The organism is Arthrobacter sp. S39, from assembly GCF_004320525.1.
In the GTDB taxonomy this organism is placed as follows: Bacteria; Actinomycetota; Actinomycetes; order Actinomycetales; family Micrococcaceae; genus Arthrobacter.
Genome location: NZ_SIHX01000008.1, coordinates 92,885 through 116,073 on the forward strand (window position 1 = coordinate 92,885; position 23,189 = coordinate 116,073).

The 23,189-nt window shown below is 67.0% G+C and carries 21 protein-coding genes and 1 tRNA gene; 20 read left to right on the top strand and 2 right to left on the bottom strand.

The features are described 5' to 3' along the window. Nucleotides 1-156: 156 nt before the first annotated feature. The 8 genes from ribD (at nucleotide 157) to hisF (ending at nucleotide 6,036) form a co-directional block, all read left to right on the top strand. A complete protein-coding gene (gene ribD / locus EYS21_RS16375) occupies nucleotides 157-1,323 on the top strand; it encodes a bifunctional diaminohydroxyphosphoribosylaminopyrimidine deaminase/5-amino-6-(5-phosphoribosylamino)uracil reductase RibD (protein ID WP_131134304.1) in 1,167 nt (388 codons plus the stop codon). Then, the gene (locus EYS21_RS16380; RefSeq protein ID WP_131134305.1) at nucleotides 1,323-1,958 is read left to right on the top strand and encodes a riboflavin synthase; all 636 of its coding nucleotides are present in this window, start codon (nucleotides 1,323-1,325) and stop codon (nucleotides 1,956-1,958) included. Before ribD ends, EYS21_RS16380 begins: the two co-directional genes overlap by 1 nt. Continuing rightward, nucleotides 1,955-2,662 carry a 3,4-dihydroxy-2-butanone-4-phosphate synthase gene (gene ribB, locus EYS21_RS16385; RefSeq protein ID WP_131134306.1) on the top strand — a complete coding sequence of 236 codons (708 nt, stop codon included), beginning with the start codon at nucleotides 1,955-1,957 and terminating at the stop codon, nucleotides 2,660-2,662. The genes EYS21_RS16380 and ribB overlap by 4 nt, the downstream gene beginning before the upstream one ends. After that, nucleotides 2,662-3,387, top strand: a complete 726-nt coding sequence (ribA, locus tag EYS21_RS16390; protein ID WP_131134307.1) for a GTP cyclohydrolase II — start codon at nucleotides 2,662-2,664, stop codon at nucleotides 3,385-3,387. The genes ribB and ribA overlap by 1 nt, the downstream gene beginning before the upstream one ends. Before the next feature lie 20 nt (nucleotides 3,388-3,407). Beyond that, nucleotides 3,408-3,893 carry a 6,7-dimethyl-8-ribityllumazine synthase gene (gene ribH, locus EYS21_RS16395; RefSeq protein ID WP_131134308.1) on the top strand — a complete coding sequence of 162 codons (486 nt, stop codon included), beginning with the start codon at nucleotides 3,408-3,410 and terminating at the stop codon, nucleotides 3,891-3,893. A 96-nt stretch (nucleotides 3,894-3,989) separates the two neighbouring features. Beyond that, nucleotides 3,990-4,253 (top strand): phosphoribosyl-ATP diphosphatase, encoded by a 264-nt coding sequence (locus EYS21_RS16400; RefSeq protein ID WP_028270786.1) that lies wholly within the window; start codon nucleotides 3,990-3,992, stop codon nucleotides 4,251-4,253. An 89-nt stretch (nucleotides 4,254-4,342) separates the two neighbouring features. Then, the gene (hisG, locus tag EYS21_RS16405; RefSeq protein WP_131134309.1) at nucleotides 4,343-5,203 is read left to right on the top strand and encodes an ATP phosphoribosyltransferase; all 861 of its coding nucleotides are present in this window, start codon (nucleotides 4,343-4,345) and stop codon (nucleotides 5,201-5,203) included. 56 nt (nucleotides 5,204-5,259) lie between these two features. Then, entirely contained in the window at nucleotides 5,260-6,036 is a 777-nt protein-coding gene (hisF, locus tag EYS21_RS16410; protein ID WP_131134310.1) for an imidazole glycerol phosphate synthase subunit HisF, read from the top strand. An 84-nt stretch (nucleotides 6,037-6,120) separates the two neighbouring features. On the opposite strand, the gene EYS21_RS16415 is transcribed toward hisF, so the two are convergent. Continuing rightward, nucleotides 6,121-6,765, bottom strand: a complete 645-nt coding sequence (locus EYS21_RS16415) for a TIGR03085 family metal-binding protein (RefSeq protein ID WP_131134311.1) — start codon at nucleotides 6,763-6,765, stop codon at nucleotides 6,121-6,123. Between the two features lie 112 nt (nucleotides 6,766-6,877). Here EYS21_RS16415 and hisI point away from each other — a divergent pair, with 112 nt between their 5' ends. From hisI to pyk, 11 genes are all read left to right on the top strand, one after another. Beyond that, nucleotides 6,878-7,321: a phosphoribosyl-AMP cyclohydrolase gene (hisI, locus tag EYS21_RS16420; RefSeq protein ID WP_131134312.1), complete on the top strand. Its 444-nt coding sequence runs from the start codon at nucleotides 6,878-6,880 to the stop codon at nucleotides 7,319-7,321. Between the two features lie 121 nt (nucleotides 7,322-7,442). Beyond that, nucleotides 7,443-9,050: an anthranilate synthase component I gene (locus EYS21_RS16425; protein ID WP_131134313.1), complete on the top strand. Its 1,608-nt coding sequence runs from the start codon at nucleotides 7,443-7,445 to the stop codon at nucleotides 9,048-9,050. Continuing rightward, nucleotides 9,050-9,682: a Trp biosynthesis-associated membrane protein gene (locus EYS21_RS16430; RefSeq protein ID WP_131134314.1), complete on the top strand. Its 633-nt coding sequence runs from the start codon at nucleotides 9,050-9,052 to the stop codon at nucleotides 9,680-9,682. Before EYS21_RS16425 ends, EYS21_RS16430 begins: the two co-directional genes overlap by 1 nt. A gap of 110 nt (nucleotides 9,683-9,792) precedes the next feature. Next, entirely contained in the window at nucleotides 9,793-10,080 is a 288-nt protein-coding gene (locus EYS21_RS16435; RefSeq protein ID WP_066285586.1) for an HGxxPAAW family protein, read from the top strand. Continuing rightward, entirely contained in the window at nucleotides 10,080-10,901 is an 822-nt protein-coding gene (gene trpC, locus EYS21_RS16440) for an indole-3-glycerol phosphate synthase TrpC (RefSeq protein WP_131134315.1), read from the top strand. The genes EYS21_RS16435 and trpC overlap by 1 nt, the downstream gene beginning before the upstream one ends. Before the next feature lie 97 nt (nucleotides 10,902-10,998). Further along, nucleotides 10,999-12,321 (top strand): tryptophan synthase subunit beta, encoded by a 1,323-nt coding sequence (gene trpB / locus EYS21_RS16445; protein WP_131134420.1) that lies wholly within the window; start codon nucleotides 10,999-11,001, stop codon nucleotides 12,319-12,321. Beyond that, nucleotides 12,318-13,130, top strand: a complete 813-nt coding sequence (gene trpA, locus EYS21_RS16450) for a tryptophan synthase subunit alpha (protein WP_131134316.1) — start codon at nucleotides 12,318-12,320, stop codon at nucleotides 13,128-13,130. Before trpB ends, trpA begins: the two co-directional genes overlap by 4 nt. A gap of 5 nt (nucleotides 13,131-13,135) precedes the next feature. Further along, the gene (gene lgt / locus EYS21_RS16455) at nucleotides 13,136-14,278 is read left to right on the top strand and encodes a prolipoprotein diacylglyceryl transferase (protein WP_131134317.1); all 1,143 of its coding nucleotides are present in this window, start codon (nucleotides 13,136-13,138) and stop codon (nucleotides 14,276-14,278) included. A gap of 262 nt (nucleotides 14,279-14,540) precedes the next feature. After that, nucleotides 14,541-19,154, top strand: a complete 4,614-nt coding sequence (gltB, locus tag EYS21_RS16460) for a glutamate synthase large subunit (RefSeq protein WP_131134318.1) — start codon at nucleotides 14,541-14,543, stop codon at nucleotides 19,152-19,154. Continuing rightward, nucleotides 19,147-20,604, top strand: coding sequence for a glutamate synthase subunit beta (locus tag EYS21_RS16465; protein ID WP_131134319.1), 1,458 nt, complete (start codon nucleotides 19,147-19,149; stop codon nucleotides 20,602-20,604). Before gltB ends, EYS21_RS16465 begins: the two co-directional genes overlap by 8 nt. Before the next feature lie 72 nt (nucleotides 20,605-20,676). Next, nucleotides 20,677-22,167: a pyruvate kinase gene (pyk, locus tag EYS21_RS16470; RefSeq protein ID WP_131134320.1), complete on the top strand. Its 1,491-nt coding sequence runs from the start codon at nucleotides 20,677-20,679 to the stop codon at nucleotides 22,165-22,167. 124 nt (nucleotides 22,168-22,291) lie between these two features. Here the strand turns inward: pyk and EYS21_RS16475 are convergent, their stop codons facing one another. After that, a complete protein-coding gene (locus EYS21_RS16475; protein ID WP_131134321.1) occupies nucleotides 22,292-22,897 on the bottom strand; it encodes a response regulator in 606 nt (201 codons plus the stop codon). 204 nt (nucleotides 22,898-23,101) lie between these two features. On the opposite strand from EYS21_RS16475, the gene EYS21_RS16480 reads away from it, so the two are divergent. Next, a tRNA-Leu gene (locus tag EYS21_RS16480) sits at nucleotides 23,102-23,183 on the top strand. Nucleotides 23,184-23,189 lie beyond the last annotated feature (6 nt).

Genomic DNA, 23,189 nt, shown 5'->3' on the forward strand with positions numbered 1-23,189 from the left:
TTTTGATGCCGCAGCCTTCTGCTGTCGTATACCCCCGGAGCCATCGCGGTTCTAGAGGGAAGGAACGACAACACACATGAACCCCTTGCGATGGCTCTTCGACGCCCTGACTCCTCACGGCGTGGAATCCCACCAAGCCTGCCCGGCGGTCCTGCCATGACCGCGCCCACACGGCAGCAGGCCCCGGCGCCCAACGAAGAAATAGTGACGGCCTTCAGTCCGGCGGAAGCATCCGCGATGGATGCAGCACTGGAAGCAGCCCTGCGCGGACCACGCGGCGCGAACCCCCTGGTGGGCGCCGTCGTCGTTGATTCCGAGGGCAAGCACCTCGTGACGGGCTACCACCGCGGCGCCGGGACGGCACACGCCGAGGCCGACGCGATCGCCCAGGCGGCCGCGGCCGGCCTGAACCTGCACGGCGCCACCATGCTGGTCACGCTCGAACCGTGCAACCACGTCGGCCGGACCGGGCCGTGCGCCCAGGCCATCATCGAAGCCGGAATCACGGACGTCATCTACGCCGTGGACGACCCCCACGACCCGGCGGCAGGCGGCGCAGCCACGCTTCGCGAAGCCGGGGTCGAGGTCCGCAGCGGCCTCGCCGCGGGGGAGGCCCTTGAGCTGAACCGCCAGTGGTTCCAGGGCGTTGCCGCGAAACGGCCGTTCGTGACGCTCCACATCGCCCAGACTCTCGACAGCCGCATCGCCGCCGAGGACGGGACCAGCCAGTGGATCTCCAGCCCGGAATCGCTGGCCGACAACCACGGGCTGCGCGGCAGGATTGACGCCATCCTGGTGGGCACCCAGACCGTCCTCATCGACAACCCGCGGCTCACCGCCCGCGACGCGTCAGGTGCCGTGTCCGGCAGGCAGCCCCTCCGGGCCGTGATGGGCCTGCGGGACATCCCGGCCGACGCCGCCATCCGCGGCGACGACGGCCGGGTTATCCACCTGCCGACCCGTGAACCGCACGAAGCGCTCACGCAGCTGTACGCGGCGGGAATCCGCCACGTCATGGTGGAGGGCGGCTCCCGGATCCTCAGTGCCTTCCTGGCGGCCGGCCTCGTGGACGAGCTGATCGTGTACCTGGCCCCGACGCTGCTGGGATCCGGGACGCCTGCACTGAACGGGCTCGGGATCACCACGTTGCCGGACGCGCAGCAATGGGACTGGGACGAGTCCGATGGCGGCGCCGTCAGGACCCTCGGCCGGGACCTTCGGCTGCACCTCCGTCCCCAACACACTCAAACTTTGGAACCACAACCGCACTCTGAACCACTTGCGCGCCTGGGCGGCGCCGAACCAGCCTTGGGAGGCCACTGATGTTTACCGGAATTATTGCCGAACAGGGACAGGTCCTGTCCGTGGACCGGGACGGCGACACCAGCGCCACCGTCAGGCTCCACGCCCCCGCCAGCACCGAAGGCCTTGCCCTGGGCGGCTCCATCGCCGTGAACGGCGTGTGCCTGACCGCCACGCAGATTGACGGCAAGGACTTCAGCGTCGACGTGATGGGCGAAACCCTGGTCCGCAGCACCATCGGCGAACTCGCCGCCGGCGACTCCGTCAACCTTGAGCGGTGCGTCCCGGCCGGCGGCCGCCTTGACGGCCACGTTGTCCAGGGCCATGTCGACGGCGTCGGGCAGCTCGTGGAGCGCGAGGCACTGGGAAACTGGGAACGGCTGCGCTTCGCCGTGCCCGGCAACCTCGCCCGGTACATCGCCGAAAAGGGCTCCATCGCCATTGACGGCGTCTCGCTGACCGTCACGGCCGTCAGCCCCGCCCCGGAACCGGAGCCCTGGTTCGAAGTGGGGCTGATCCCCACCACGCTTGCCGAAACCGGACTGGGTGCCAAAACCACCGGCAGCAGGGTCAACCTTGAGGTGGACGTCCTCGCCAAGTACACCGAACGGCTGCTGGCCTTCAGCACCGGCGCAGCCACAGGAGGAACCCGATGAACGGCACCGCACACCTTGAGCCGGCAACGGACGCCGCCCTGGGACTTGACCCGGTGGAGGACGCCATCCGCGCCATGGCCGCCGGCAGGCCCGTCCTGGTGGTGGACAACGAGGACCGCGAAAACGAAGGCGACATCATTTTTGCCGCCCAGCACGCGACTCCTGCCCTGATGGGTTGGACCATCCGGTACAGCTCCGGCGTCATCTGCGTCCCGCTGTCCGGGGAACGGGCCGACGCGCTCGCGCTGCCGCCGATGGTCGCGGTGAACCAGGATTCCAAGGGCACCGCCTACACGGTGTCCTGCGACGCCGCCGTGGGCGTCAGCACCGGCATCTCGGCCACGGACCGGGCCCTGACGGCCCGCATCCTGGCCGACCCCGCCGCGGGTTCGGCATCGGTGACCCGGCCCGGGCATATTTTCCCGCTGCGGGCGGTTAACGGTGGAGTGCGTGAACGCCCCGGCCATACTGAAGCGGCCGTGGACCTGTGCCGGCTGGCCGGCCTGGAACCGGTGGGCGTGATCGCGGAAGTTGTGTACGACGACGGTGAAATGATGCGGTTGGACGGGCTCCGTGCCTTCGCTGCCGAACATGGTTGCCCCCTGATCTCGATCGAAGACCTGGTGGCCTACCTTGAGGCAGCGGGCACGCCCGCCCACGGCAGTACCCGGGCAGGACGCCCGGGCGGAGAAGAGGAGAAATGATGACGGCGTCCGGGGCTACGGGCAACAGCCACCACAGCAGCCAGCACGCGCAGGCGGGCAACGGAAAGGTCCACCATCCGGTCAGCGGCGGGCCCATCGTGCAGCTGCCGACGGCGTTCGGCGACTTCATCGCCCAGGCCTGGACCGACCTTGTCACCGGCGCGGAGCACCTCGCAGTCAGTTCCCCCAACCCGCCCCAGGACGGCAAGGCTCCCTTGGTCCGGCTCCACTCAGAGTGCCTCACTGGTGACATCTTTGGGTCCTACCGCTGCGACTGCGGCGAACAGCTGGCCTACGCCCTGGAAATGATTCACGCGTATGGCGGCACCCTGCTGTACCTGCGCGGACAGGAAGGGCGGGGGATCGGGCTGGCCAACAAGATCAAGGCCTACGCCCTCCAGGAGGCCGGTTTCGACACCGTGGAAGCCAATGAGCAGCTGGGCCTGCCGGTGGACGCACGTTCCTACAGCGCGGCCGCACAGGTCCTGGCGGAGATGGGCCTGCACGAGGTCCGGCTGCTGAGCAACAACCCGGACAAGCAGAACAGGCTCGCCAAAGCAGGGGTAAAGGTAGTGGAGATGGTTCCCACCGAGGTGCCTTCACGCGACCAGAACATCCGCTACCTGCAGACCAAAAAGGACCGCATGGAGCACCGGCTGACGCTGGACACCCATGTGGTGGGGGCTGGCTCCGCGCCCGAAACTTTCCAGCACGAACAAGACTGAAGAACGGAACCAAAATACCCATGAGTGGCCACGGCGCACCCGATATCGACCTCACTACCCTCAACCCGGCGGAAACGTCGCAGCTCAGGCTGGCCATCGTGGCCGCGAGCTGGCACACCCAGATCATGGACGGCCTGCTGGACGGCGCGCTCCGCGCCGCCAAGGACGCCGGAATCAGCGAACCGACCGTCCTGCGCGTCCCCGGAGCCTTCGAGCTGCCGGTCGCGGCCGCGCGGCTGGCACCGCACTTTGACGCCGTGGTTGCCCTCGGCGTCGTGATCCGCGGCGGTACGCCGCACTTCGAATACGTCTGCGAGGCGGCGACGTCGGGCCTGACCAACGTCAGCGTCGCCACCGGCGTGCCGGTAGGTTTCGGCGTCCTGACCTGCGACACCGAGCAGCAGGGCCTTGACCGTGCCGGACTCCCCGGATCCAGCGAGGACAAGGGCCACGAGGCCGTCACCGCTGCCCTCGCCACCGCCGTCGTCCTCAAGCAGTACACGTAGCACGCTGACGGGCGCGGTGTGTCTTCACTCACACCGCGCCCGTCATGCAACGGCCCGACAGGCGCCCTCCGGCCCGCAGCAAGTAGGCTGTAGGGCGTGAAGAATTTCGAGACGCTGTTCGCTGAACTGAGTGAAAAGGCAGCCACCCGCCCGGCAGGCTCCCGCACCGTCGCTGAATTGGAGTCCGGAGTCCACGGCATCGGCAAGAAAGTCGTGGAAGAAGCAGCCGAAGTATGGATGGCCGCCGAGTACGAATCCGATGAAGCCGCGGCCGAGGAAATCTCCCAGCTGCTGTACCACCTGCAGGTTCTGATGCTCGCCAAAGGCCTGACCCTGGAAGACGTCTACAAGCATCTGTAGCCACTGCGGCAGCGGCTGGCATCACCAGTCCTGTCCCCGCGTGGCCCGTTTGCCTGATCAACAGACCTCCCAACCTAGAAAGACCCCCCATGCTGCGAGTAGCCGTCCCCAATAAAGGCTCCCTGTCCGAAGCCGCCTCCGCCATGCTGTCCGAAGCCGGCTACCGCCAGCGCCGCGACACCCGCGAACTGGTCATGGTGGACCCGGACAACGACATTGAATTCTTCTTCCTCCGCCCCCGCGACATCGCCGTCTATGTTGGGCAGGGAACGCTCGACGTCGGCATCACCGGCCGCGACCTCCTGCTGGACGCGGAGGTGGAGGCTGAGGAGCTGATGCCCCTGGGGTTCGCCGCCTCCACGTTCCGCTTCGCGGGCCCGGTGGGCGACTTCGCGAGCGTCGAACAGCTTGAGGGCAAGCGCCTCGCCACCAGCTACGACGGCCTGCTCCGCGGCTACCTCGCCGGGCTCGGCATCAAAGCCAAGGTGGTCCGCCTCGACGGCGCCGTTGAATCCTCCGTGCGCCTCGGCGTCGCGGACGCCATTGCCGACGTCGTCGAAACCGGCAACACCCTCAAGGCCGCCGGGATGGAGATCTTCGGCGATCCGATCCTCAAGTCCGAGGCCGTGCTGATCAAGCGCACCGAAGAGGGCGGCGCCGCGAACGGCACCGCCAAGGAAATCGAAGTCCTGATCCGCCGCCTCCAGGGTGTCCTGGTAGCGCGCCAGTACGTCCTGATGGACTACGACATCCGCAAGGAACTGGTCGAGCAGGCCGCCGCGCTGACCCCCGGCCTGGAATCACCCACGGTCTCGCCGCTGCGCGATTCGGACTGGGTGGCCGTCCGCTCCATGGTGCCCAAGAAGGAAACCAACCGGATCATGGACGAGCTCTACGACCTGGGCGCCCGCGCCATCCTGGTCAGCAGCATCCACGCCTGCCGCATCTGAGCCTCCCGCCGGGTTAGCGCGGCACAGCAGAATCAACAAGAATTCCAGGAGTACCCATGGCTGTAGCTGTACGAGTCATCCCGTGCCTCGACGTCGACGCCGGCCGCGTCGTCAAGGGCGTCAACTTTGAAGGGCTCCGCGACGCCGGTGACCCGGTGGAGCTGGCACACCGCTACGACAACGCCGGCGCCGACGAACTGACCTTCCTGGATGTCACGGCGTCCTCCGGCAACCGCGAAACCACCTTCGACGTGGTCCGCCGCACCGCCGAGGAAGTCTTCATCCCGCTGACCGTTGGCGGCGGCGTCCGCGGTGTCGCGGAAGTGGACAAGCTCCTGCGCTTCGGCGCGGACAAGGCCTCCATCAACACGGCAGCGGTGGCCCGCCCGGACGTCATCGACGAAATCACGCGCCACTTCGGATCGCAGGTGCTGGTCCTCTCGGTGGATGCCCGCCGCACCCGCCCCGGATCCCAGCCCACGGCGTCGGGCTTTGAAGTCACCACGCACGGCGGCCGGACGGGCACGGGTATCGACGCCATCGCCTGGGCCAAGGAGGCCGCGGACCGCGGGGTGGGCGAAATCCTGCTGAACTCCATCGACGCCGACGGCACCAAGGACGGCTTCGACCTGGAGCTGATCCGCCTGGTCCGCGCAGCGGTGCGGGTTCCGATCATCGCGTCGGGCGGGGCGGGGGAGCCGGCGCACTTTGCCCCGGCCGTCGCCGCCGGAGCGGACGCCGTGCTGGCAGCCTCGATCTTCCACTGGGGCCCGGACGACATGATGTCCCAGGTCAAGCAGGCCATCCGCGACGCAGGCTTCGAAGTCCGTTAGTCCCTGCCCGCGAGAGCAACGCGGGGTCACTTCCTGCCCGATAAACCACGATTATTGGGCCGGAAGTGACCCCGCGTTGCTTTGTTACAGGCCCACTTCTGCGGACTGGAGGAGCGCGACGGCGTCGGGCTGGCCTTCGAAGGTGACCAGGGCGTGGCGTGTCCGGCCGTGGGCGTGCATCAGCAGCTCGCCGGGCTCGCCGACGATGGCCACCGATACGGGGGCGCGCTTGGCCACGTGCCGCGGGCCGGAGGGCCGGACCAGCACGATGCCAAGGTCCACGCCGCGGTACAGGATGGCGGCGCGCTTGATCAGCTCGTCCCAGAGTGCCTCTGAGTAGGCCTCGTCGAGTTGCCGGGGAGCCCAGCGGTCCACGGCACGGCGGATGTCTTCCGTGTGGACAAAGTACTCAATGAGGTTGGAGCTTTCGTCCAGGGCCTTGATGTTCATGGGCGACAGCGCCGGCGGACCTGCCCGGAAAGTGTTCACCAGCCGGGTGTAGTCATCGCCGGTCTTCAGCTTCGCGGCCAGCTTGGCGGTGGCTTTGTCCGAGGCCTTGGAGAGGCTCTTGATGATGAGGCCCAGTCCCACGGCGGCCTTGCGTTCGCGCAGGTAAAGGTGCGCGGCAAGGTCCCTGGTGCGCCATCCTCTGCAAAGGGTGGGGGCATCAGGGCCGGCCGCCAGCAGGGTTTCGGCCAGGACTTCTCGGGACGGATCGACGAAATGCATCACTTGTGAAACTAGCACGACACCGGGGGAGTTGGGCAGCAGAACCGCCCGCCCGAACGTGCCGTTGTTCATACACCGGCCGGGGCCCTGCAGAGGCACTAGACTTGGTCTGATGTCTGAGCAGCCCGCCCCCGCCCCAGCCCCCGGATCGCCCCTGCCCGCACCCGCTGCGGCCGCCCCGGCAGCGACCCCCGAAGCCAGCCCGCTTCCCGCTGATCTCGCCGCTGCGCTCAAGCGGGACAGCGCCGGGCTGGTGGCCGCCGTCGTCCAGCAGTTCGACACCAACGAGGTCCTCATGCTCGGCTGGATGGACGACGAAGCCCTGCACCGCACCATGACCAGCGGCCGGGTCACGTTCTACTCCCGCTCCCGCCAGGAGTATTGGCGCAAGGGCGACACCTCCGGCCACGTCCAGTGGGTCAAGTCCGTGGCCATGGACTGCGACGGCGACGCCCTCCTGGTGCGCGTGGACCAGGTTGGCGCCGCGTGCCACACGGGGACCCGCACCTGCTTCGACGGCAGGGGCCTTGAAGTCCAGACCGGCACCGCGGTCTGACCGCCGTCCCTGGCGTAACTTCCCGGGCGGGAGACCGGCCCGCACCCAAAACATACTTTCGGCAGCATACAACTGACGCCCTCCACCGGCGTCGAAGAAGAACAGGCGGAGAAGCATAGCCATGCAGGACCTTGGAATCATCAGCCCGGGCCTCGAGGAGTTCCGCGAACTCGCAGGCAGCAGCCGTGTCATTCCCGTCCGCCTCAAGGTGCTGGCGGACGCGGAGACCCCCATCGGCCTCTACAGGAAGCTGGCCCAGGGCCAGCCCGGCACGTTCCTGATGGAGTCAGCGGCGGTGGGCGGGACCTGGTCCCGCTACTCGTTCATCGGCGCCAAGTCGCGCGCCACCCTCACCACCAAGGACGGCAACGCCCACTGGCTGGGACAGCCGCCCGTGGGTGTGCCCGTCGACGGCAATCCCGTGGACGCCATCCGGGACACCATCGAGGCCCTCCGCACTGACCGGTTCGACGGGCTGCCGCCGTTCACCTCGGGTCTGGTGGGATTCCTGGGCTGGGAAACCGTCCGGCACTGGGAACGGCTGACCAGCCCGCCCGAGGACGACCTGCACCTCCCCGAGATGGCCCTTAACCTGGTCACGGACATGGCCGTGCACGACAACGTGGACGGCACGGTCCTGCTGATCGCCAACGCCATCAACTTCGACGGCAGCTCGGACCGCGTGGATGAGGCCTGGCACGACGCCGTGGCCCGGGTCAAAGCCCTGCTGACACAGATCAGCACTCCCGTGGCCCAGCCGGTTTCCGTCCTGGAGCCCGCCGCGCTGGACTTCGCCTCCAGCGTGCAGGAACGCTGGGACGAAACCGACTACCTCGCCGCCCTGGACCGCGGCAAGGAAGCCATCATCGACGGCGAAGTTTTCCAGGTGGTGATCTCCCGCCGCTTCGAGATGGAGTGCGGCGCGTCGCCCCTGGACGTGTACCGGGTGCTGCGCAACACCAACCCGAGCCCGTACATGTACATCTTCAGCCTCGAGGACGCGGACGGCCGGGAGTACTCCATCGTCGGCTCCTCACCCGAGGCGCTGGTCACGGTGACCGGCGAGGAAGTCATCACCCACCCGATCGCCGGGTCACGCCCCCGCGGCAAGACGGTCGAAGGGGACAAGGCCCTGGCCGAGGAACTCCTGGCCGACCAGAAGGAACGGGCCGAGCACCTCATGCTGGTGGACCTTTCCCGCAACGACCTCTCCAAGGTCTGCGTCGCGGGGACGGTGGACGTCACGCAGTTCATGGAAGTGGAGCGGTTCAGCCACATCATGCACCTCGTCTCCACCGTGGTGGGAAAGCTGTCACCGCAGGCCAAGGCCTACGACGTCCTGAAAGCCACGTTCCCGGCAGGCACGCTGTCCGGCGCGCCCAAACCCCGCGCCCTGCGCCTGCTCGACGAACTCGAGCCCCACCGCCGCGGCATCTACGGCGGCGTTGTGGGCTACCTGGACTTCGCCGGGGACATGGACATGGCCATCGCCATCCGGTCGGCACTGCTCCGCGAAGGCCGGGCCTACGTCCAGGCCGGCGGCGGCATCGTGGCGGACTCCGTCAACCCCACCGAAGCCCTGGAAACCGTGAACAAGGCTGCCGCGCCCCTTCGGGCAGTCCACACCGCCGGTTCCCTGCACAACATCTCGGCCGAGACCATCCCCGACGCCGGATCCACCGGCGCCGGATCCGCCGACGCCGGCAGCACCACGCAGGCGGGCGCCTGATGCCGGTTCCGGACGTCACGGCCGGCAACACGGCCAAAGCCGCGGGTACGCCGGCGTGGGCCCGCAAGTCCACGCTGGTCCTGCTGGTCGCGGCCCTGGCGCTGGCCGTGTTCGGTACCACCACGCAGACCTGGATCACCGTCAGCCTGGACCCGGACCAGGTGGGCCAGGCCGGGAGTGCCCAGACCGCACTGCAGGTGCAGGGGAGCAAGGCGGCCACCACGGTGACGGCGCTGGCCCTTGTTGCCCTGGCCGGAGGCCTGGCCGCGGCCATCGCCGGACGGATCGCGCGCTGGATCATCACGGCCATCATCGTGCTGGCCTCGGCCGGCATTGTGGCCGCAGCAGCCACCGTGCTGGCTGACCCGCTGTCCGCCGCGCAGGGCTCCATCGCCGCCGCCACCGGAGTTACCGGAAGCAGCGCCGAAGTGGGCGTGACCGCGTTCCCGGCGATCGCCGTCGTCGTCGGTGTCCTGCTCGCCCTGGGCGCCCTGCTGATCATTCCGGCGGGCCGTTACTGGAAGTCCCGGACAAAGTACGACGCGCGGACCACAGGCAGTGCACCGGCCGCGGGACCCGTTGACGAGATCGACAGCTGGGACAGGCTCTCACGCGGAGACGACCCCACCTGAGCGCGCCAGGGGCGCCGGACCGGTCACAGGCCCCACTGCGGGCGGCCGATAACCGGGTCCCGGCCAAAAAATGGCAGAATGTAAGCAGTATTGATCCTGAGGAGATTCACATGAGCAAAGCACCCGCGTCCGCGTCCAAGTCCGCCACGGAATCCGCTGTCCACCACGGCGTTGACCACAGCCAGGAACTCGGCCACGGCAACAGCCCTGCAGCCTGGACCTGCGTGATCGTGATGCTGGTCGGCGCGCTGGTCTGCTCCATCGCCTTTGTCATTGCCAACACCCCGATCTTCATCGCCGGTGCAGCCGTGATGGTCCTCGGCCTGATCCTGGGCTTCGTCATGCGCAAGGCAGGCTACGGCGTCGAAGGCAGCAAGCTGAAGAACTCCGGCCACTGATGGCGACTGTTCTCGATGACATCAATGCCGGTGTCAGGGAGGATATGGAGGCCAGGAAGCGCCTCGTTTCGCTTGCGGAACTGAAGGACCTGGCCGCCGCGGCTGTTCCGGCGCGTGACGCCTGGGCCGCCCTTGACGGCCCGTCGGCCCGGCGGAACCAGCTGAAAGTCATTGCCGAAATCAAACGGCGCAGCCCCTCCAAGGGCGACCTCGCGGCCATCGTGGACCCGGCATCGCTCGCTGAGCAGTACGCCGACGGCGGTGCCGCCGTCATCAGCGTCCTCACCGAACAGCGCCGCTTCAACGGCTCCCTCGCGGACCTGGATGCCGTCCGTGCCCGCGTGGACGTGCCGCTGCTGCGCAAGGACTTCACGCTCGACGAATACCAGATCTGGGAGGCCCGCGCCCACGGTGCGGACCTGATCCTGCTGATCGTTGCAGCGCTGTCGGACGGCGAGCTCCGGGATTTCAGTGCGCTCAGCCGCGAACTTGGCATGAACGTGCTCGTGGAGACGCACACGGAAGAGGAAATCGAACGCGCGGTGGCGGCTGAGGCGCGCATCATCGGCGTGAACGTGCGCAACCTCAAGACGCTCGACGTCGACCGTTCCGTTTTCGCGTCCCTCGCCGGGATGATTCCCGCCGAAGCGCTGGTCATCGCCGAGTCCGGGGTGCGGGGCGTCGACGACGTCACGCACTACGCTGCCAGCGGTGCCAACGCCATCCTGGTGGGCGAGGCCCTGGTCAGCGACTCGACGCCGCGGGACCGGATCGCCGAATTTACCGCGGCAGGCGCCGCGGCCATCGCCGCACGCGCCTGACCGCGCCGGCACCATCCCCTCGCCGGTTGCCCAGGCAACCGCGGACGGGATGCCGCATGAACTCATTAGTGAAAAAGTGAACAGGATGGTGAGACTGATGGCCGAAGCGCCGACAGCCGGCTCTGACGAAGGCTCGGTGGATGCATTCCTGCAGGGCGGCTCCCTCAAGCACGCCCCGGGACCCTACTTTGGCTCGTACGGGGGCCGGTGGATGCCTGAGTCTCTGATCGCGGCCCTGGACGAGCTTGAGGACACGTTCGAAAAGGCCAAGGCCGATCCTGATTTCATCGCGCAGATCGCCGAGCTGAACAAGAACTACTCGGGCCGGCCCTCCCTGCTGACGGAGGCGAAGCGTTTTGCCGAGCATGCCGGGGGAGTGCGGATCTTCCTCAAGCGCGAGGACCTGAACCACACCGGCTCGCACAAGATCAACAACGTCCTGGGCCAGGCCCTGCTGGCCAAGCGCATGGGGAAGACCCGCGTCATCGCCGAGACCGGTGCAGGCCAGCACGGCGTGGCCAGCGCCACGGCCGCCGCGCTGCTGGGGCTGGAATGCGTTGTCTACATGGGCGCTGAAGACTGCCGCCGCCAGGCCCTGAATGTGGCCCGGATGGAACTCCTCGGCGCCACCGTGATCCCCGTGACCAACGGATCGCAGACCCTCAAGGACGCCATCAACGAGGCGCTCCGCGACTGGGTGGCCAACGTCGGCAACACCCACTACCTGCTGGGCACGGCCGCCGGCGCGCACCCGTTCCCGGCCATGGTCCGCTACTTCCACGAGGTCATCGGAGAGGAAGCCCGCGCCCAGATCATCGAGCAGGCCGGCCGCCTTCCTGACGCCGTCTGCGCCTGCATCGGTGGCGGTTCAAACGCCATCGGCATCTTCCACGGCTTCCTGGATGACCCCTCGGTGAAGATCTACGGCTTCGAGGCAGGCGGGGACGGCGTCGAAACCGGCCGGCACGCAGCCACCATCACCCTCGGCAAGCCCGGCGTGCTGCACGGCGCACGCTCCTACCTCATGCAGGACGACGACGGCCAGACGATCGAGTCCCACTCCATCTCCGCAGGCCTGGACTACCCGGGCGTTGGCCCGGAGCACTCCTACCTCGCCGACATCGGACGCGTCAGCTACGAGCCGATCACGGACAGCGAAGCCATGGAGGCCTTCCGGCTCCTGTGCCGCACCGAGGGCATCATTCCCGCCATCGAGTCCTCGCACGCCCTCGCCGGAGCCATCAAGGTGGGCCAGCGGCTGGCGGCAGAGACCGGCGCCGCCGGGGCAGCAGAGAAGATCGTGATCGTGAACCTGTCCGGCCGCGGTGACAAGGACGTTGCCACCGCAGCGGAGTGGTTCGACCTGCTGGACAAGGATTCCGCAGAGGCCGCCATCGGCAAGGAAGGGGAGCAGCTGTGACCGGCGTTCAGAACACCAGCAGCACCAGCAAATCGGCAATCGCCATCGACAAGGCCCGCGCAGAAGGGCGGTCGGCACTGATCGGCTACCTGCCTGCCGGCTACCCCACCGTTGAGGACACCATCGCCGCGGGCGTCGCCCTGGCGCGCAACGGCGCCGACCTGATCGAGATCGGCATCCCGTACTCGGACCCGGTCATGGACGGCCCGGTCATCCAGGCCGCCACCACCGAGGCGCTGGCCAACGGCTTCGCGGTCCGCCAGGTCTTCGACGTCGTTGCCGGCATCACCAGCCAGACCGACGCCGCCGTGCTGGTCATGACCTACTGGAACCCGGTGGTCCGGATGGGCGTGGACGAGTTCTCCCGCCGCCTCGCCGAAGCCGGCGGGGCCGGCCTGATCACTCCCGACCTCATCCCCGACGAGGCCGCGGAATGGATGGAAGCATCCGACAAGTACGGCCTGGACCGGGTGTTCCTGGTGGCGCCGTCGTCGTCCCCGGAGCGCATGAAGCGCACGGTGGAGGCCAGCCGCGGCTTTGTGTACGCGGTCTCGATCATGGGTGTCACGGGCGCACGGTCCTCCGTCAGCTCGGCTGCCGAGGGCGTCGTTGCTGCGGCCAAGGGTGCCGGCGCCGAACGCGTCTGCGTGGGCCTCGGAGTTTCCAACGCGGACCAGGTGGCAGAGATCGCAGCCTACGCCGACGGCGTGATCGTGGGCACCGCCCTTGTGGCGGCCATCAGGGACGGCGGCGTGGACGCCGTGGCGAAGCTGACCAAAGACCTCAGCACCGGACTGACCAGGAAGTAGCCCCTATGCAGACCATCCTCCACGCCGCGGCCATGGTGCCGGCGAGCATCCCGAGTCCGGACTGGTCCGGCTTCGACATCCCGCTGCCGTGGGGTACGCTGCGCATCCATGCCTACGCCCTGTGCATCCTGGCGGGCATCATCGTGGGCCTGTGGCTCACGTCCGTCCGCTGGGCACGGCGTGGAGCGCCGGAGGGAAGCGTCTGGGACATCGTCATCTGGGCCATCCCGTTCGGCATCATCGGCGGGCGCCTGTACCACGTGGTGTCCTCCCCGGATGCGTACTTCGGACCCGGCTTTGACGGCACCGGGGATCTGTGGCTGATCCCGCAGATCCAGCGGGGCGGCCTGGGCATCTGGGGTGCCGTCGTGCTCGGTGTCGTGGGTGCCTGGATCGGCTGCCGCAAGTCAGGCGTGAAGCTCACCGCGTTCCTGGACGCCGCTGCCCCCGGGCTGCTGCTGGCACAGGCCGTGGGCCGCTGGGGCAACTACTTCAACCAGGAACTCTTCGGCGGGCCCACCACCCTTCCCTGGGGCCTGCAGGTGGATGCGGACAACGCCAACTTCCCTGCCGGGTTGCCGGCGGACACGCTGTTCCACCCGACCTTCCTGTACGAATCGCTGTGGAACATCGCCGGCGTCCTGATCCTGCTGGCCCTGGACCGGAGATTCCACTTCCGCCGCGGCCGCCTCTTCTGGGCCTACGCCATGTACTACACCCTGGGCCGGGTCTGGATCGAAGCCATGCGCATCGATGACGCGGAGCAGATCAACCTCTTCGGCATCACCGCCCGGCTGAACGTCTGGACCAGCATCCTGGTATTCGTGGTGGCGCTGGCTGTCTTTGTCCTCCTTGGAATGAAGGGCAGGCCGGAGCCGGACAGTGTCTATCTGGACGGCCGGGAACCCGCCGTCGAGGGGCCCGAAGACGGGGCCGAACCGGTCCGTGATACGGACCCTGTTGTCTCAGATAGTGAATCGCGTGATAATCTCCCTGATAACCAAAGCGGTTCCAGGCGCCCTTCCACCCCAACGGAAGAGGAGCCGGAAACTTCGGCTGGCGGGCAGACCCTCACGGAATCGCCGGCGGCCGAAAGCTCCGGCGGCAAAGCCGCGGGGACCGCGCCGGAGGCTGGCAGTACCAAGTAGCCAGCCGTCAAGCAGGGTCGCAGAGCCACCGCTCGCAGCGCCCAAACACCACAGCGTCGTGGCATCGGGACTGCCCCGGACCAGCATAGAGCTGCTGGCCGGTCAAGCCCGGGTCGGGGGCCTGCGTAACTGTTAGTTCAGCAGGCCGTGCTGACCTACAATTTCCAGTAAGTAACACTTTGTTGTGCCCATCACAGAGGCGCTCTGAGTGGGGCCAACGGTGTCCCTTCCATACGCACGATCAGGAGGAAGGACGTCTCCCATGAGCCAAACTCTTCACACTCCCAGCTGGTCCGAACCGGACCAGCCTGAGGCTGCCATGTCGCCGTTCAAGCGCTTTGCGTCCCTGCCGGAGGCCCGCGGCCTGTACAACCCGGAGCAGGAGAAGGACGCCTGTGGCCTTGCGATCATCGCCACCCTCCGCGGTGAGCCCGGCTACGACATCGTCGACGCCGCCCTGACCGCCCTGCGCAACCTCGAGCACCGCGGTGCCGTGGGCGCCGACGAAGGCACCGGCGACGGCGCAGGCCTGCTCATGCAGATCCCTGACGAGTTCTTCCGTGCCGTCTCTGAATTCGAACTTCCTGCGCCCGGCCAGTATGTGGCCGGCACCGCCTTCCTGCCTGCGGAGCAGCGCGAAGCCGATGCCGCCAAGGCCGGTATCGAAGGCCTCGCCGCCGACGAGGGCCTGACCGTCCTGGGCTGGCGTGAAGTCCCCATCGTCGCCGACCTCGTCGGCGCCATGGCGCGCGCCTGCATGCCCTACTTCTCCCAGCCCTTCCTTGCCTCGGCCACGGGCGAAGAGCTGGACCGCAACGAGCTGGACTCCCGCGCCTGGCGGATCCGCAAGCGCGCCCAGAACAAGTACGGCGTCTACTTCCCGTCGCTGTCCTCCCGGACCATCGTCTACAAGGGCATGCTCACCACGGCCCAGCTCGAGCCGTTCTACCCGGACCTCTCGGACAAGCGCTTCAAGACCAAGCTGGCGATCGTCCACTCGCGCTTCTCCACCAACACGTTCCCGTCCTGGCCGCTGGCCCAGCCGTTCCGCACCATTGCCCACAACGGTGAGATCAACACCGTCAAGGGCAACCGGAACTGGATGCGCGCCCGCCAGTCCCAGCTGGCCAACCCGCTGCTGGGGGACTCGCCCGAAGAGCTGTACCCCATCTGTACTCCCGGTGCGTCCGACTCCGCGTCCTTCGACGAGGTAGCCGAGCTGCTGTGGCTCTCCGGCCGCCCCATCACGCACTCGATCATGATGATGATCCCCGAGGCCTGGGAAAACCACGCCACCATGGATCCGGCACGTCGTGCGTTCTACGAGTACCACTCCCTGCTGATGGAACCGTGGGACGGCCCCGCCGCCGTGTCCTTCACCGACGGCAACCTCGTCGGCGCCACCCTGGACCGCAACGGCCTGCGCCCCGGACGCTACTGGATCACCGAGGACGGCCTGATCGTCTTCGCCTCCGAGGTAGGTGTCATCGACGTCGAGGCTTCCAAGATTGTTAAGAAGGGCCGCGTTTCCCCGGGCAAGATGTTCCTGGTGGACACCGACACCGGCCGCATCATCGACGACGAAGAGGTCAAGGCCGAGGTGGCCGCGGCCAACCCCTGGGCCGAGTGGGTCAAGGACAACCTGATCGACCTCAACGACCTCCCCGAGCGCGAGCACGTGGTCCACACGGCCGCGTCGGTCAACATCCGGCAGCGGACCTTCGGCTACACCACCGAAGAGCTGAAGATCCTGCTCGGCCCGATGGCCCGCACCGGCGCAGAGCCGCTGGGCGCCATGGGTTCGGACACCCCGGTGGCCGTGCTGTCCAAGCGCCCCCGCCTGCTGTTCGACTACTTCGTGCAGTCCTTCGCGCAGGTCACCAACCCGCCGCTGGATGCCATCCGTGAAGAGCTGGTCACGTCGCTGACGTGCGCCATCGGCCCGAACGGCAACCTGCTGGACACCAAGCAGGTCCGCCAGCCGCAGGTCATGCTGCCGTTCCCGGTGATCAACAACGACCAGCTCGCCAAGATCGCCAATATCGAAACGCCCGACGGCGACCGCGTGGCCATGAAGGTCCGCGGCCTTTACCGCCCCGAGGGCGGCGAGAACGCGCTGCGTGCCCGGCTCACCGAGATCTGCGAGCAGGTCTCCGGCGCGATCAACCGCGGCGTGCAGTATGTTGTGCTGTCCGACCGCGACTCGAACGCGCAGTGGGCCCCGATTCCTTCGCTGCTGCTGGTCAGCGCCGTGCACCACCACCTGCTGCGCAGCGCCAACCGCACCAAGACCGCCCTGGTGGTCGAGGCCGGCGACGTCCGCGAGACGCACCACGTGGCTGTCCTGATCGGCTACGGCGCGTCTGCCGTGAACCCGTACCTGGCCATGGAATCGGTGGAGCAGCTCATCACTGCCGGCGACGTTGTTGGGGTCACCCCGCAGGACGGCGTCTACAACCTCATCAAGGGCCTTGGCAAGGGTGTCCTGAAGATCATGTCCAAGATGGGCATCTCCACCGTTGCGTCCTACACCGGCGCGCAGACGTTCGAAGCCCTGGGCCTCGGACAGGAACTGGTGGATGAATTCTTCGCCGGAACGCACTCGCAGCTGGGTGGCGTGGGCCTTGACGTCATCGCCGCCGAGGTTTCCGCGCGGCACCAGATGGCCTACCCCGAAGGCGGCATCGAGCAGCCGCACCGCCCACTCCTGGGCGGCGGCGAATACCAGTGGCGCCGCGACGGCGAGCCGCACCTGTTCAACCCGGAGACCGTCTTCCGCCTGCAGCACGCCACGCGTGAGCGCCGCTACGACATCTTCAAGTCCTACACCCGCGGTGTGGACGACCAGTCCGAGAACCTGATGACCCTGCGCGGGCTCCTCAAGTTCAAGAACGACCGTCCCGCTGTTCCGCTTGAAGAGGTGGAGCCCGTCTCCAGCGTCGTCAAGCGCTTCTCCACCGGTGCCATGAGCTACGGGTCCATCTCCAAGGAAGCCCACGAGACGCTCGCGATCGCCATGAACCAGCTGGGCGGCAAGTCCAACACCGGTGAAGGCGGCGAGGACGTTGACCGCCTGCTGGACCCGAAGCGCCGTTCTGCCGTGAAGCAGATCGCCTCGGGCCGGTTCGGCGTCACCAGCCTGTACCTGAGCAACGCGGACGATATCCAGATCAAGATGGCGCAGGGTGCCAAGCCCGGCGAAGGCGGCCAGCTGATGGCGCAGAAGGTCTACCCCTGGGTTGCCCGGACGCGCCACTCGACCCCCGGCGTCGGACTCATTTCCCCGCCCCCGCACCACGACATCTACTCCATCGAGGACCTCGCGCAGCTCATCTACGATGCGAAGCGCGCCAACCCCTCGGCCCGCGTGCACGTCAAGCTCGTCTCCGAAGTGGGGATCGGCACGGTTGCCGCCGGTGTCACCAAAGCCAAGGCCGACGTCGTACTCGTCTCCGGCCATGACGGCGGCACGGGTGCCTCCCCGCTGAACTCGCTGAAGCATGCCGGGGTGCCGTGGGAGCTGGGGCTCGCGGAGACCCAGCAGACCCTGATGCTCAACGGCCTGCGCGACCGCGTGGTGGTGCAGGTGGACGGCCAGCTCAAGACCGGCCGCGACGTTGTCATTGCTGCGCTGCTCGGCGGCGAAGAGTTCGGTTTCGCCACGGCACCGCTGGTGGTGGAAGGCTGCATCATGATGCGCGTCTGCCACCTGGACACCTGCCCCGTGGGTGTTGCGACGCAGAACCCCGAGCTGCGGGCCCGGTTCACCGGCAAGCCCGAGTTCGTGGTCAACTTCTTCGAATTCCTGGCCGAGGAAGTCCGCGAGATCCTCGCGGAACTTGGCTTCCGGAGCATCGAGGAGGCGATCGGCCACGCCGAGGTGCTGGATGCCCGTGAGGCGATCAACCACTGGAAGGCCGACGGCCTGGACCTGGACCCGATCCTGCACGGACTCGAGTTCGACGACGACGCGCCGCTGCGCAACCTGACCTCGCAGAACCATGAGCTGGACAAGCACTTCGACCAGCGCCTGATCACCATGGCCACCGAGGCGCTGACTGACCGCAGCCCGGTGAAGATCGCGGTGGACGTCATCAACACCGACCGCTCGGTGGGCACCATGCTGGGCCACGTCGTGACCAAGACGTTCAGCACGGACCTGCTGGCGACGGACACGATCGACATCACGCTGACCGGTACCGCGGGCCAGTCGCTGGGTGCCTTCCTGCCTGCCGGCATCACGCTGCGCCTGTTCGGCGACTCGAACGACTACGTGGGCAAGGGCCTCTCCGGTGGACGGATCATCGTCCGGCCGGACCGCACCAACGTGTTCAAGGCGGAAAGCAACGTCATCGCCGGCAACGTGATCGGCTACGGCGCCACCAGCGGCGAAATGTTCCTGCGCGGCCAGGTGGGCGAACGCTTCCTGGTCCGCAACTCCGGCGCGACCGCCGTTGTTGAAGGCATCGGGGACCACGGCTGCGAATACATGACCGGCGGCCAGACGCTGATCATCGGCCGCACCGGACGCAACTTCGGCGCCGGCATGTCCGGCGGCACCGCCTACGTGCTGGACCTGCAGACCACCCGCGTGAACAAGGATGCCCTGCAGTCCGGCGAACTCCAGCTCCGCGAGCTTGACGCCGAGGACCGGGACATTGTCCACGGCCTGCTGGTCAAGCATGTCGAGGAGACGGAGTCGCTTCACGCCCAGCGGCTGCTCGAGAACTTCGACGACACCGCTGCCCGCATAACCAAAGTCTTGCCGCGCGACTACGCGGCAGTCCTGCAAACCCGTCTCGACGCCATCGAAGAGGGCCTTGACCCTGACGGCGAAGAAGTATGGTCTCGAATCCTGGAGGTGACCGGTGGCTGATCCACGCGGATTTCTGAAAGTACGCCAGCGTGAAACCCAGCCGCGCCGTCCGGTTCCGGTCCGCATCATGGACTGGAAGGAAGTCTATGAGGCCCAGGAAAAGGGTGTCCTGAAGGCACAGGCCGGCCGCTGCATGGACTGCGGCGTCCCGTTCTGCCACCAGGGCTGCCCGCTGGGCAACCTGATTCCGGAGTGGAACGACCTCACCTGGCGGGACAAGGGCGAAGAAGCAATTGAGCGGCTTCATGCCACCAACAACTTCCCTGAGTGGACCGGCCGGCTCTGCCCGGCACCCTGCGAAGCGTCCTGCGTGCTGGGGATCAACCAGCCTGCAGTAACCATCAAGCAGGTTGAAGTGTCCATCATCGACGAAGCGTTCGAGAACGGCTGGGTCAACCCGCTGCCTCCGACGCGCCTGACCGGAAAGACCGTTGCCGTCGTCGGCTCCGGTCCTGCCGGCCTGGCCGTGGCCCAGCAGCTGACCCGCGTGGGACACACTGTTGCAGTGTACGAGCGTGACGACAAGATCGGCGGCCTCCTCCGGTACGGCATTCCCGACTTCAAAATGGAGAAGGAGCAGGTGGACCGCCGCATCGAGCAGATGAAGGCGGAAGGCACCCGCTTCCGCACCGGCGTCGCCGTGGGCTCCGACGTGACGTGGGAGCAGCTTCGCCGCCGCTATGACGCCGTCGTGATCGCCACCGGCGCCACCGTCCCGCGTGACCTGCCCATCCCGGGCCGCGACCTCGACGGCGTGCACTACGCCATGGACTACCTCGTACCGGCCAACCGCGTGGTGGCGGGGGAGACCGTCGAGAACCAGATCCACGCCAAGGGCAAGCACGTGGTGATCCTGGGCGGCGGCGACACCGGTGCTGACTGCCTCGGCACCGCGCACCGCCATGGCGCCGCGTCGGTGACCACACTGGCCATCGGCAAGCAGCCGCCGTCGGAACGCGCCGGGCACCAGCCCTGGCCGACGTTCCCCACGCTGTTCGAAATGGCCAGCGCGCACGAGGAGGGCGGCGAACGCACGTACCTCGCGTCCACCGTGGAGTTTGTGGGCGAGAACGGCAAGCTCACCGGCGTGAAGGTTGCCGAAACTGAATTCGTTGACGGTAAGCGGCTCCCCAAAGCCGGTACCGAGCGGATTGTCCCGGCGGACCTGGTGTTCCTGTCCCTGGGCTTCACCGGCGCCGAGCCGGCAGGAATCAGCGAGCAGGTCAGCGCTGATTTCGACGGTCGCGGAAACGTGTCCCGCGACGGTTACTACATGACCAACACCGAGGGCATCTTCGTCGCCGGAGACGCCGGCCGCGGGCAGTCGCTCATTGTGTGGGCCATCGCCGAAGGCCGGGCATGCGCCGCCGCCGTGGACAAGTTCCTCATGGGCAGCACCATCCTGCCTGCCCCGGTGGCTCCGACGGACCGTGCAATGGCGGTTCTCTGACGCCCGTGCAGTTCGCCGCGGGTTCACCTCCGCAACAACTTAATCAATGCAGCAAACTACTAGGGTAGGTATATGAGACGCGCAAAAATTGTGGCCACTTTCGGCCCGGCCATCGCCAGCTACGAGAACACCCTTGCGGTACTCGAGGCCGGCGTGGACGTTGCCCGGATGAACATGAGCCACGGCGATTACTCCGTGCATGACAACACCTATGAGAACGTGCGCAAGGCAGCCGCCGACCTGAGCAAGCCGGTTGCCATCATGGCTGACCTGCAGGGTCCCAAGATCCGCCTCGGCCGCTTTGTGGACGGTCCCCACGCCCTCACCGAGGGCGATATCTTCACGATCACCACCGCGGATGTTCCGGGCACCAAGGACATCTGCTCCACCACGCTGAAGAGCCTCACCGAAGACGTCAACGTGGGCGATGCCCTGCTGATCGACGACGGCAAGGTGGCGCTGCGTGCCATCGAGGTTGACGACGTCAAGGTTGTCGCCGTTGTGACCGTGGGCGGCATGGTGTCCAACAACAAGGGCATCAACCTGCCCGGCGTTGCGGTCAACGTTCCGGCGCTGAGCGAAAAGGACGAGGACGATCTTCGCTGGGCCATGCGCCGCGGTGTTGACCTGGTTGCTCTTTCGTTCGTCCGTGACGCGTCGGACATTGTCCGCGTGCACGAGATCATGGACGAAGAAGGCCGCCGTGTGCCGGTCATCGCCAAGATCGAAAAGCCGCAGGCCGTGGAGCAGCTCCACGAGATCATCGACGCGTTCGATGCGATCATGGTGGCCCGTGGCGACCTCGGCGTTGAGCTTCCGCTCGAGGAAGTGCCGATCGTGCAGAAGCGCGCCATCGAACTGGCACGCCGCTGGGCCAAGCCGGTCATCGTGGCCACCCAGGTCCTCGAATCCATGATCGACAATCCGCGCCCCACCCGCGCGGAGGCCTCTGACTGCGCCAACGCCGTTCTTGACGGTGCGGACGCCGTGATGCTCTCAGGCGAGACCAGCGTGGGCAAGTACCCGATCGAAACCGTCAAGGTCATGGCCCGGATCATCGAATCCACCGAGGTCCACGGCCTGGAGCGCGTTCCGCCGCTGGGGACCAAGCCCAAGACCCGTGGCGGCGCCATCACCCGTGCCGCCGTCGAAATTGCCGACCAGCTGGACGCAAAGTACATCTGTACTTTCACCCAGTCCGGTGATTCCGCGCGCCGCCTGTCCCGCCTGCGTCCGATCAAGCCGGTTTTCGCGTTCACCCCGGTGGAGCACGTGTGGAACCAGTTGGCGCTGACCTGGGGCATCCAGCCGGTGCTGGTCCCCATGGTGGGCCACACCGACGAGATGACCGCCCAGGTTGACCGCAGCCTGCTGGAGATGGAACTGGTGACGGATGGCGACCTCGTGGTCATCGCTGCCGGTTCCCCTCCCGGAAAGGCCGGTTCCACGAACTCGCTGAAGGTGCACAAGGTGGGCGACCTCGCCGACACCACCGTCCCGGGCGAGGCAGCCGGGAATAAGGAAAAGCTCGGCCCGTGGCCGGAAAAGAAGAAGAAGTCCTAGTCTGATGGCCGGTTCTTGAACCGGTGATTGAGCCTGCCGAAATCCCGGCAGGCTCAATCAAACCCCAGACCAACGAAAAGGACCCCTGCCGGCTGGCAGGGGTCCTTTTTCGTGCGTCCGGGTGCTAGTTGACCTGGTTGATGATGGTCTCGGCGACTTCGCGCATGCTGAGGCGGCGGTCCATGGAGGTCTTCTGGATCCAGCGGAAGGCCTCGGGTTCGGTGAGGCCCATCTTGGTGGTCAGCAGGCTCTTGGCGCGCTCCACGAGCTTGCGGGTGGCGAACTGCTCCTGGAGGTCCGAAACCTCGCTTTCGAGGGCCTTGATTTCCTCGTGGCGGGAGAGGGCGATCTCCAAGGCCGGGATGAGGTCCGCGGGGGTGAAAGGCTTGACCACGTAGGCCATGGCGCCGGCGTCGCGGGCACGCTCCACGAGTTCCTTCTGGCTGAAGGCAGTCAGCAGCACCACGGGGGCGATGCGGGCCTTGACGATCTTCTCGGCGGCCGAGATGCCGTCCATGACGGGCATCTTCACGTCCATCAGGACGAGGTCGGGCTTGAGTTCCTCGGCGAGCTGCACGGCCTTCTCGCCGTTGTCTGCTTCGCCGACAACTTCGTATCCTTCGCCGCGGAGGATTTCGATGATGTCGAGGCGGATGAGGGTTTCATCTTCAGCCACAATGACGCGGCGCGCCGGCTGGGACGTGGGTTTTGACTCCGTCTGTTCAGTCACGGGATCTCCTTGAAAAGGTACGGCGGGAACATCACTATCTTAGGTGTGCCCGCGCCTGTACTTTGATCTGCATGGTCGTTTGCGGCGTCAACGGCGCGATTCTGGAATTCAGCCTATCTGCATGTAGAGTAATTCCGCGTACGTGAAGCGATCGCGTTGCTCACAATCAGCTGTGGGCGTACCCTGTTGCTCCATGTATTCCGCGCCCGAGTGGCGGAATTGGCAGACGCGCCGCACTCAAAATGCGGTATCGAAAGGTGTGTGGGTTCGAGTCCCACCTCGGGCACAGCAT

What these genes read in the sequence shown, in the direction of transcription:
- lgt (WP_131134317.1), top strand. Translation starts at nt 13,136, where the DNA reads ATGCAGACCATCCTCCACGCCGCGGCCATGGTGCCGGCGAGCATCCCG.
- hisI (WP_131134312.1), top strand. Translation starts at nt 6,878, where the DNA reads ATGTCTGAGCAGCCCGCCCCCGCCCCAGCCCCCGGATCGCCCCTGCCC.
- ribH (WP_131134308.1), top strand. Translation starts at nt 3,408, where the DNA reads ATGAGTGGCCACGGCGCACCCGATATCGACCTCACTACCCTCAACCCG.
- ribA (WP_131134307.1), top strand. Translation starts at nt 2,662, where the DNA reads ATGACGGCGTCCGGGGCTACGGGCAACAGCCACCACAGCAGCCAGCAC.
- gltB (WP_131134318.1), top strand. Translation starts at nt 14,541, where the DNA reads ATGAGCCAAACTCTTCACACTCCCAGCTGGTCCGAACCGGACCAGCCT.
- EYS21_RS16435 (WP_066285586.1), top strand. Translation starts at nt 9,793, where the DNA reads ATGAGCAAAGCACCCGCGTCCGCGTCCAAGTCCGCCACGGAATCCGCT.
- trpB (WP_131134420.1), top strand. Translation starts at nt 10,999, where the DNA reads ATGGCCGAAGCGCCGACAGCCGGCTCTGACGAAGGCTCGGTGGATGCA.
- ribB (WP_131134306.1), top strand. Translation starts at nt 1,955, where the DNA reads ATGAACGGCACCGCACACCTTGAGCCGGCAACGGACGCCGCCCTGGGA.
- ribD (WP_131134304.1), top strand. Translation starts at nt 157, where the DNA reads ATGACCGCGCCCACACGGCAGCAGGCCCCGGCGCCCAACGAAGAAATA.
- pyk (WP_131134320.1), top strand. Translation starts at nt 20,677, where the DNA reads ATGAGACGCGCAAAAATTGTGGCCACTTTCGGCCCGGCCATCGCCAGC.
- EYS21_RS16430 (WP_131134314.1), top strand. Translation starts at nt 9,050, where the DNA reads ATGCCGGTTCCGGACGTCACGGCCGGCAACACGGCCAAAGCCGCGGGT.
- hisF (WP_131134310.1), top strand. Translation starts at nt 5,260, where the DNA reads ATGGCTGTAGCTGTACGAGTCATCCCGTGCCTCGACGTCGACGCCGGC.
- EYS21_RS16415 (WP_131134311.1), bottom strand. Translation starts at nt 6,765, where the DNA reads ATGCATTTCGTCGATCCGTCCCGAGAAGTCCTGGCCGAAACCCTGCTG.
- EYS21_RS16380 (WP_131134305.1), top strand. Translation starts at nt 1,323, where the DNA reads ATGTTTACCGGAATTATTGCCGAACAGGGACAGGTCCTGTCCGTGGAC.
- hisG (WP_131134309.1), top strand. Translation starts at nt 4,343, where the DNA reads ATGCTGCGAGTAGCCGTCCCCAATAAAGGCTCCCTGTCCGAAGCCGCC.
- EYS21_RS16425 (WP_131134313.1), top strand. Translation starts at nt 7,443, where the DNA reads ATGCAGGACCTTGGAATCATCAGCCCGGGCCTCGAGGAGTTCCGCGAA.
- trpC (WP_131134315.1), top strand. Translation starts at nt 10,080, where the DNA reads ATGGCGACTGTTCTCGATGACATCAATGCCGGTGTCAGGGAGGATATG.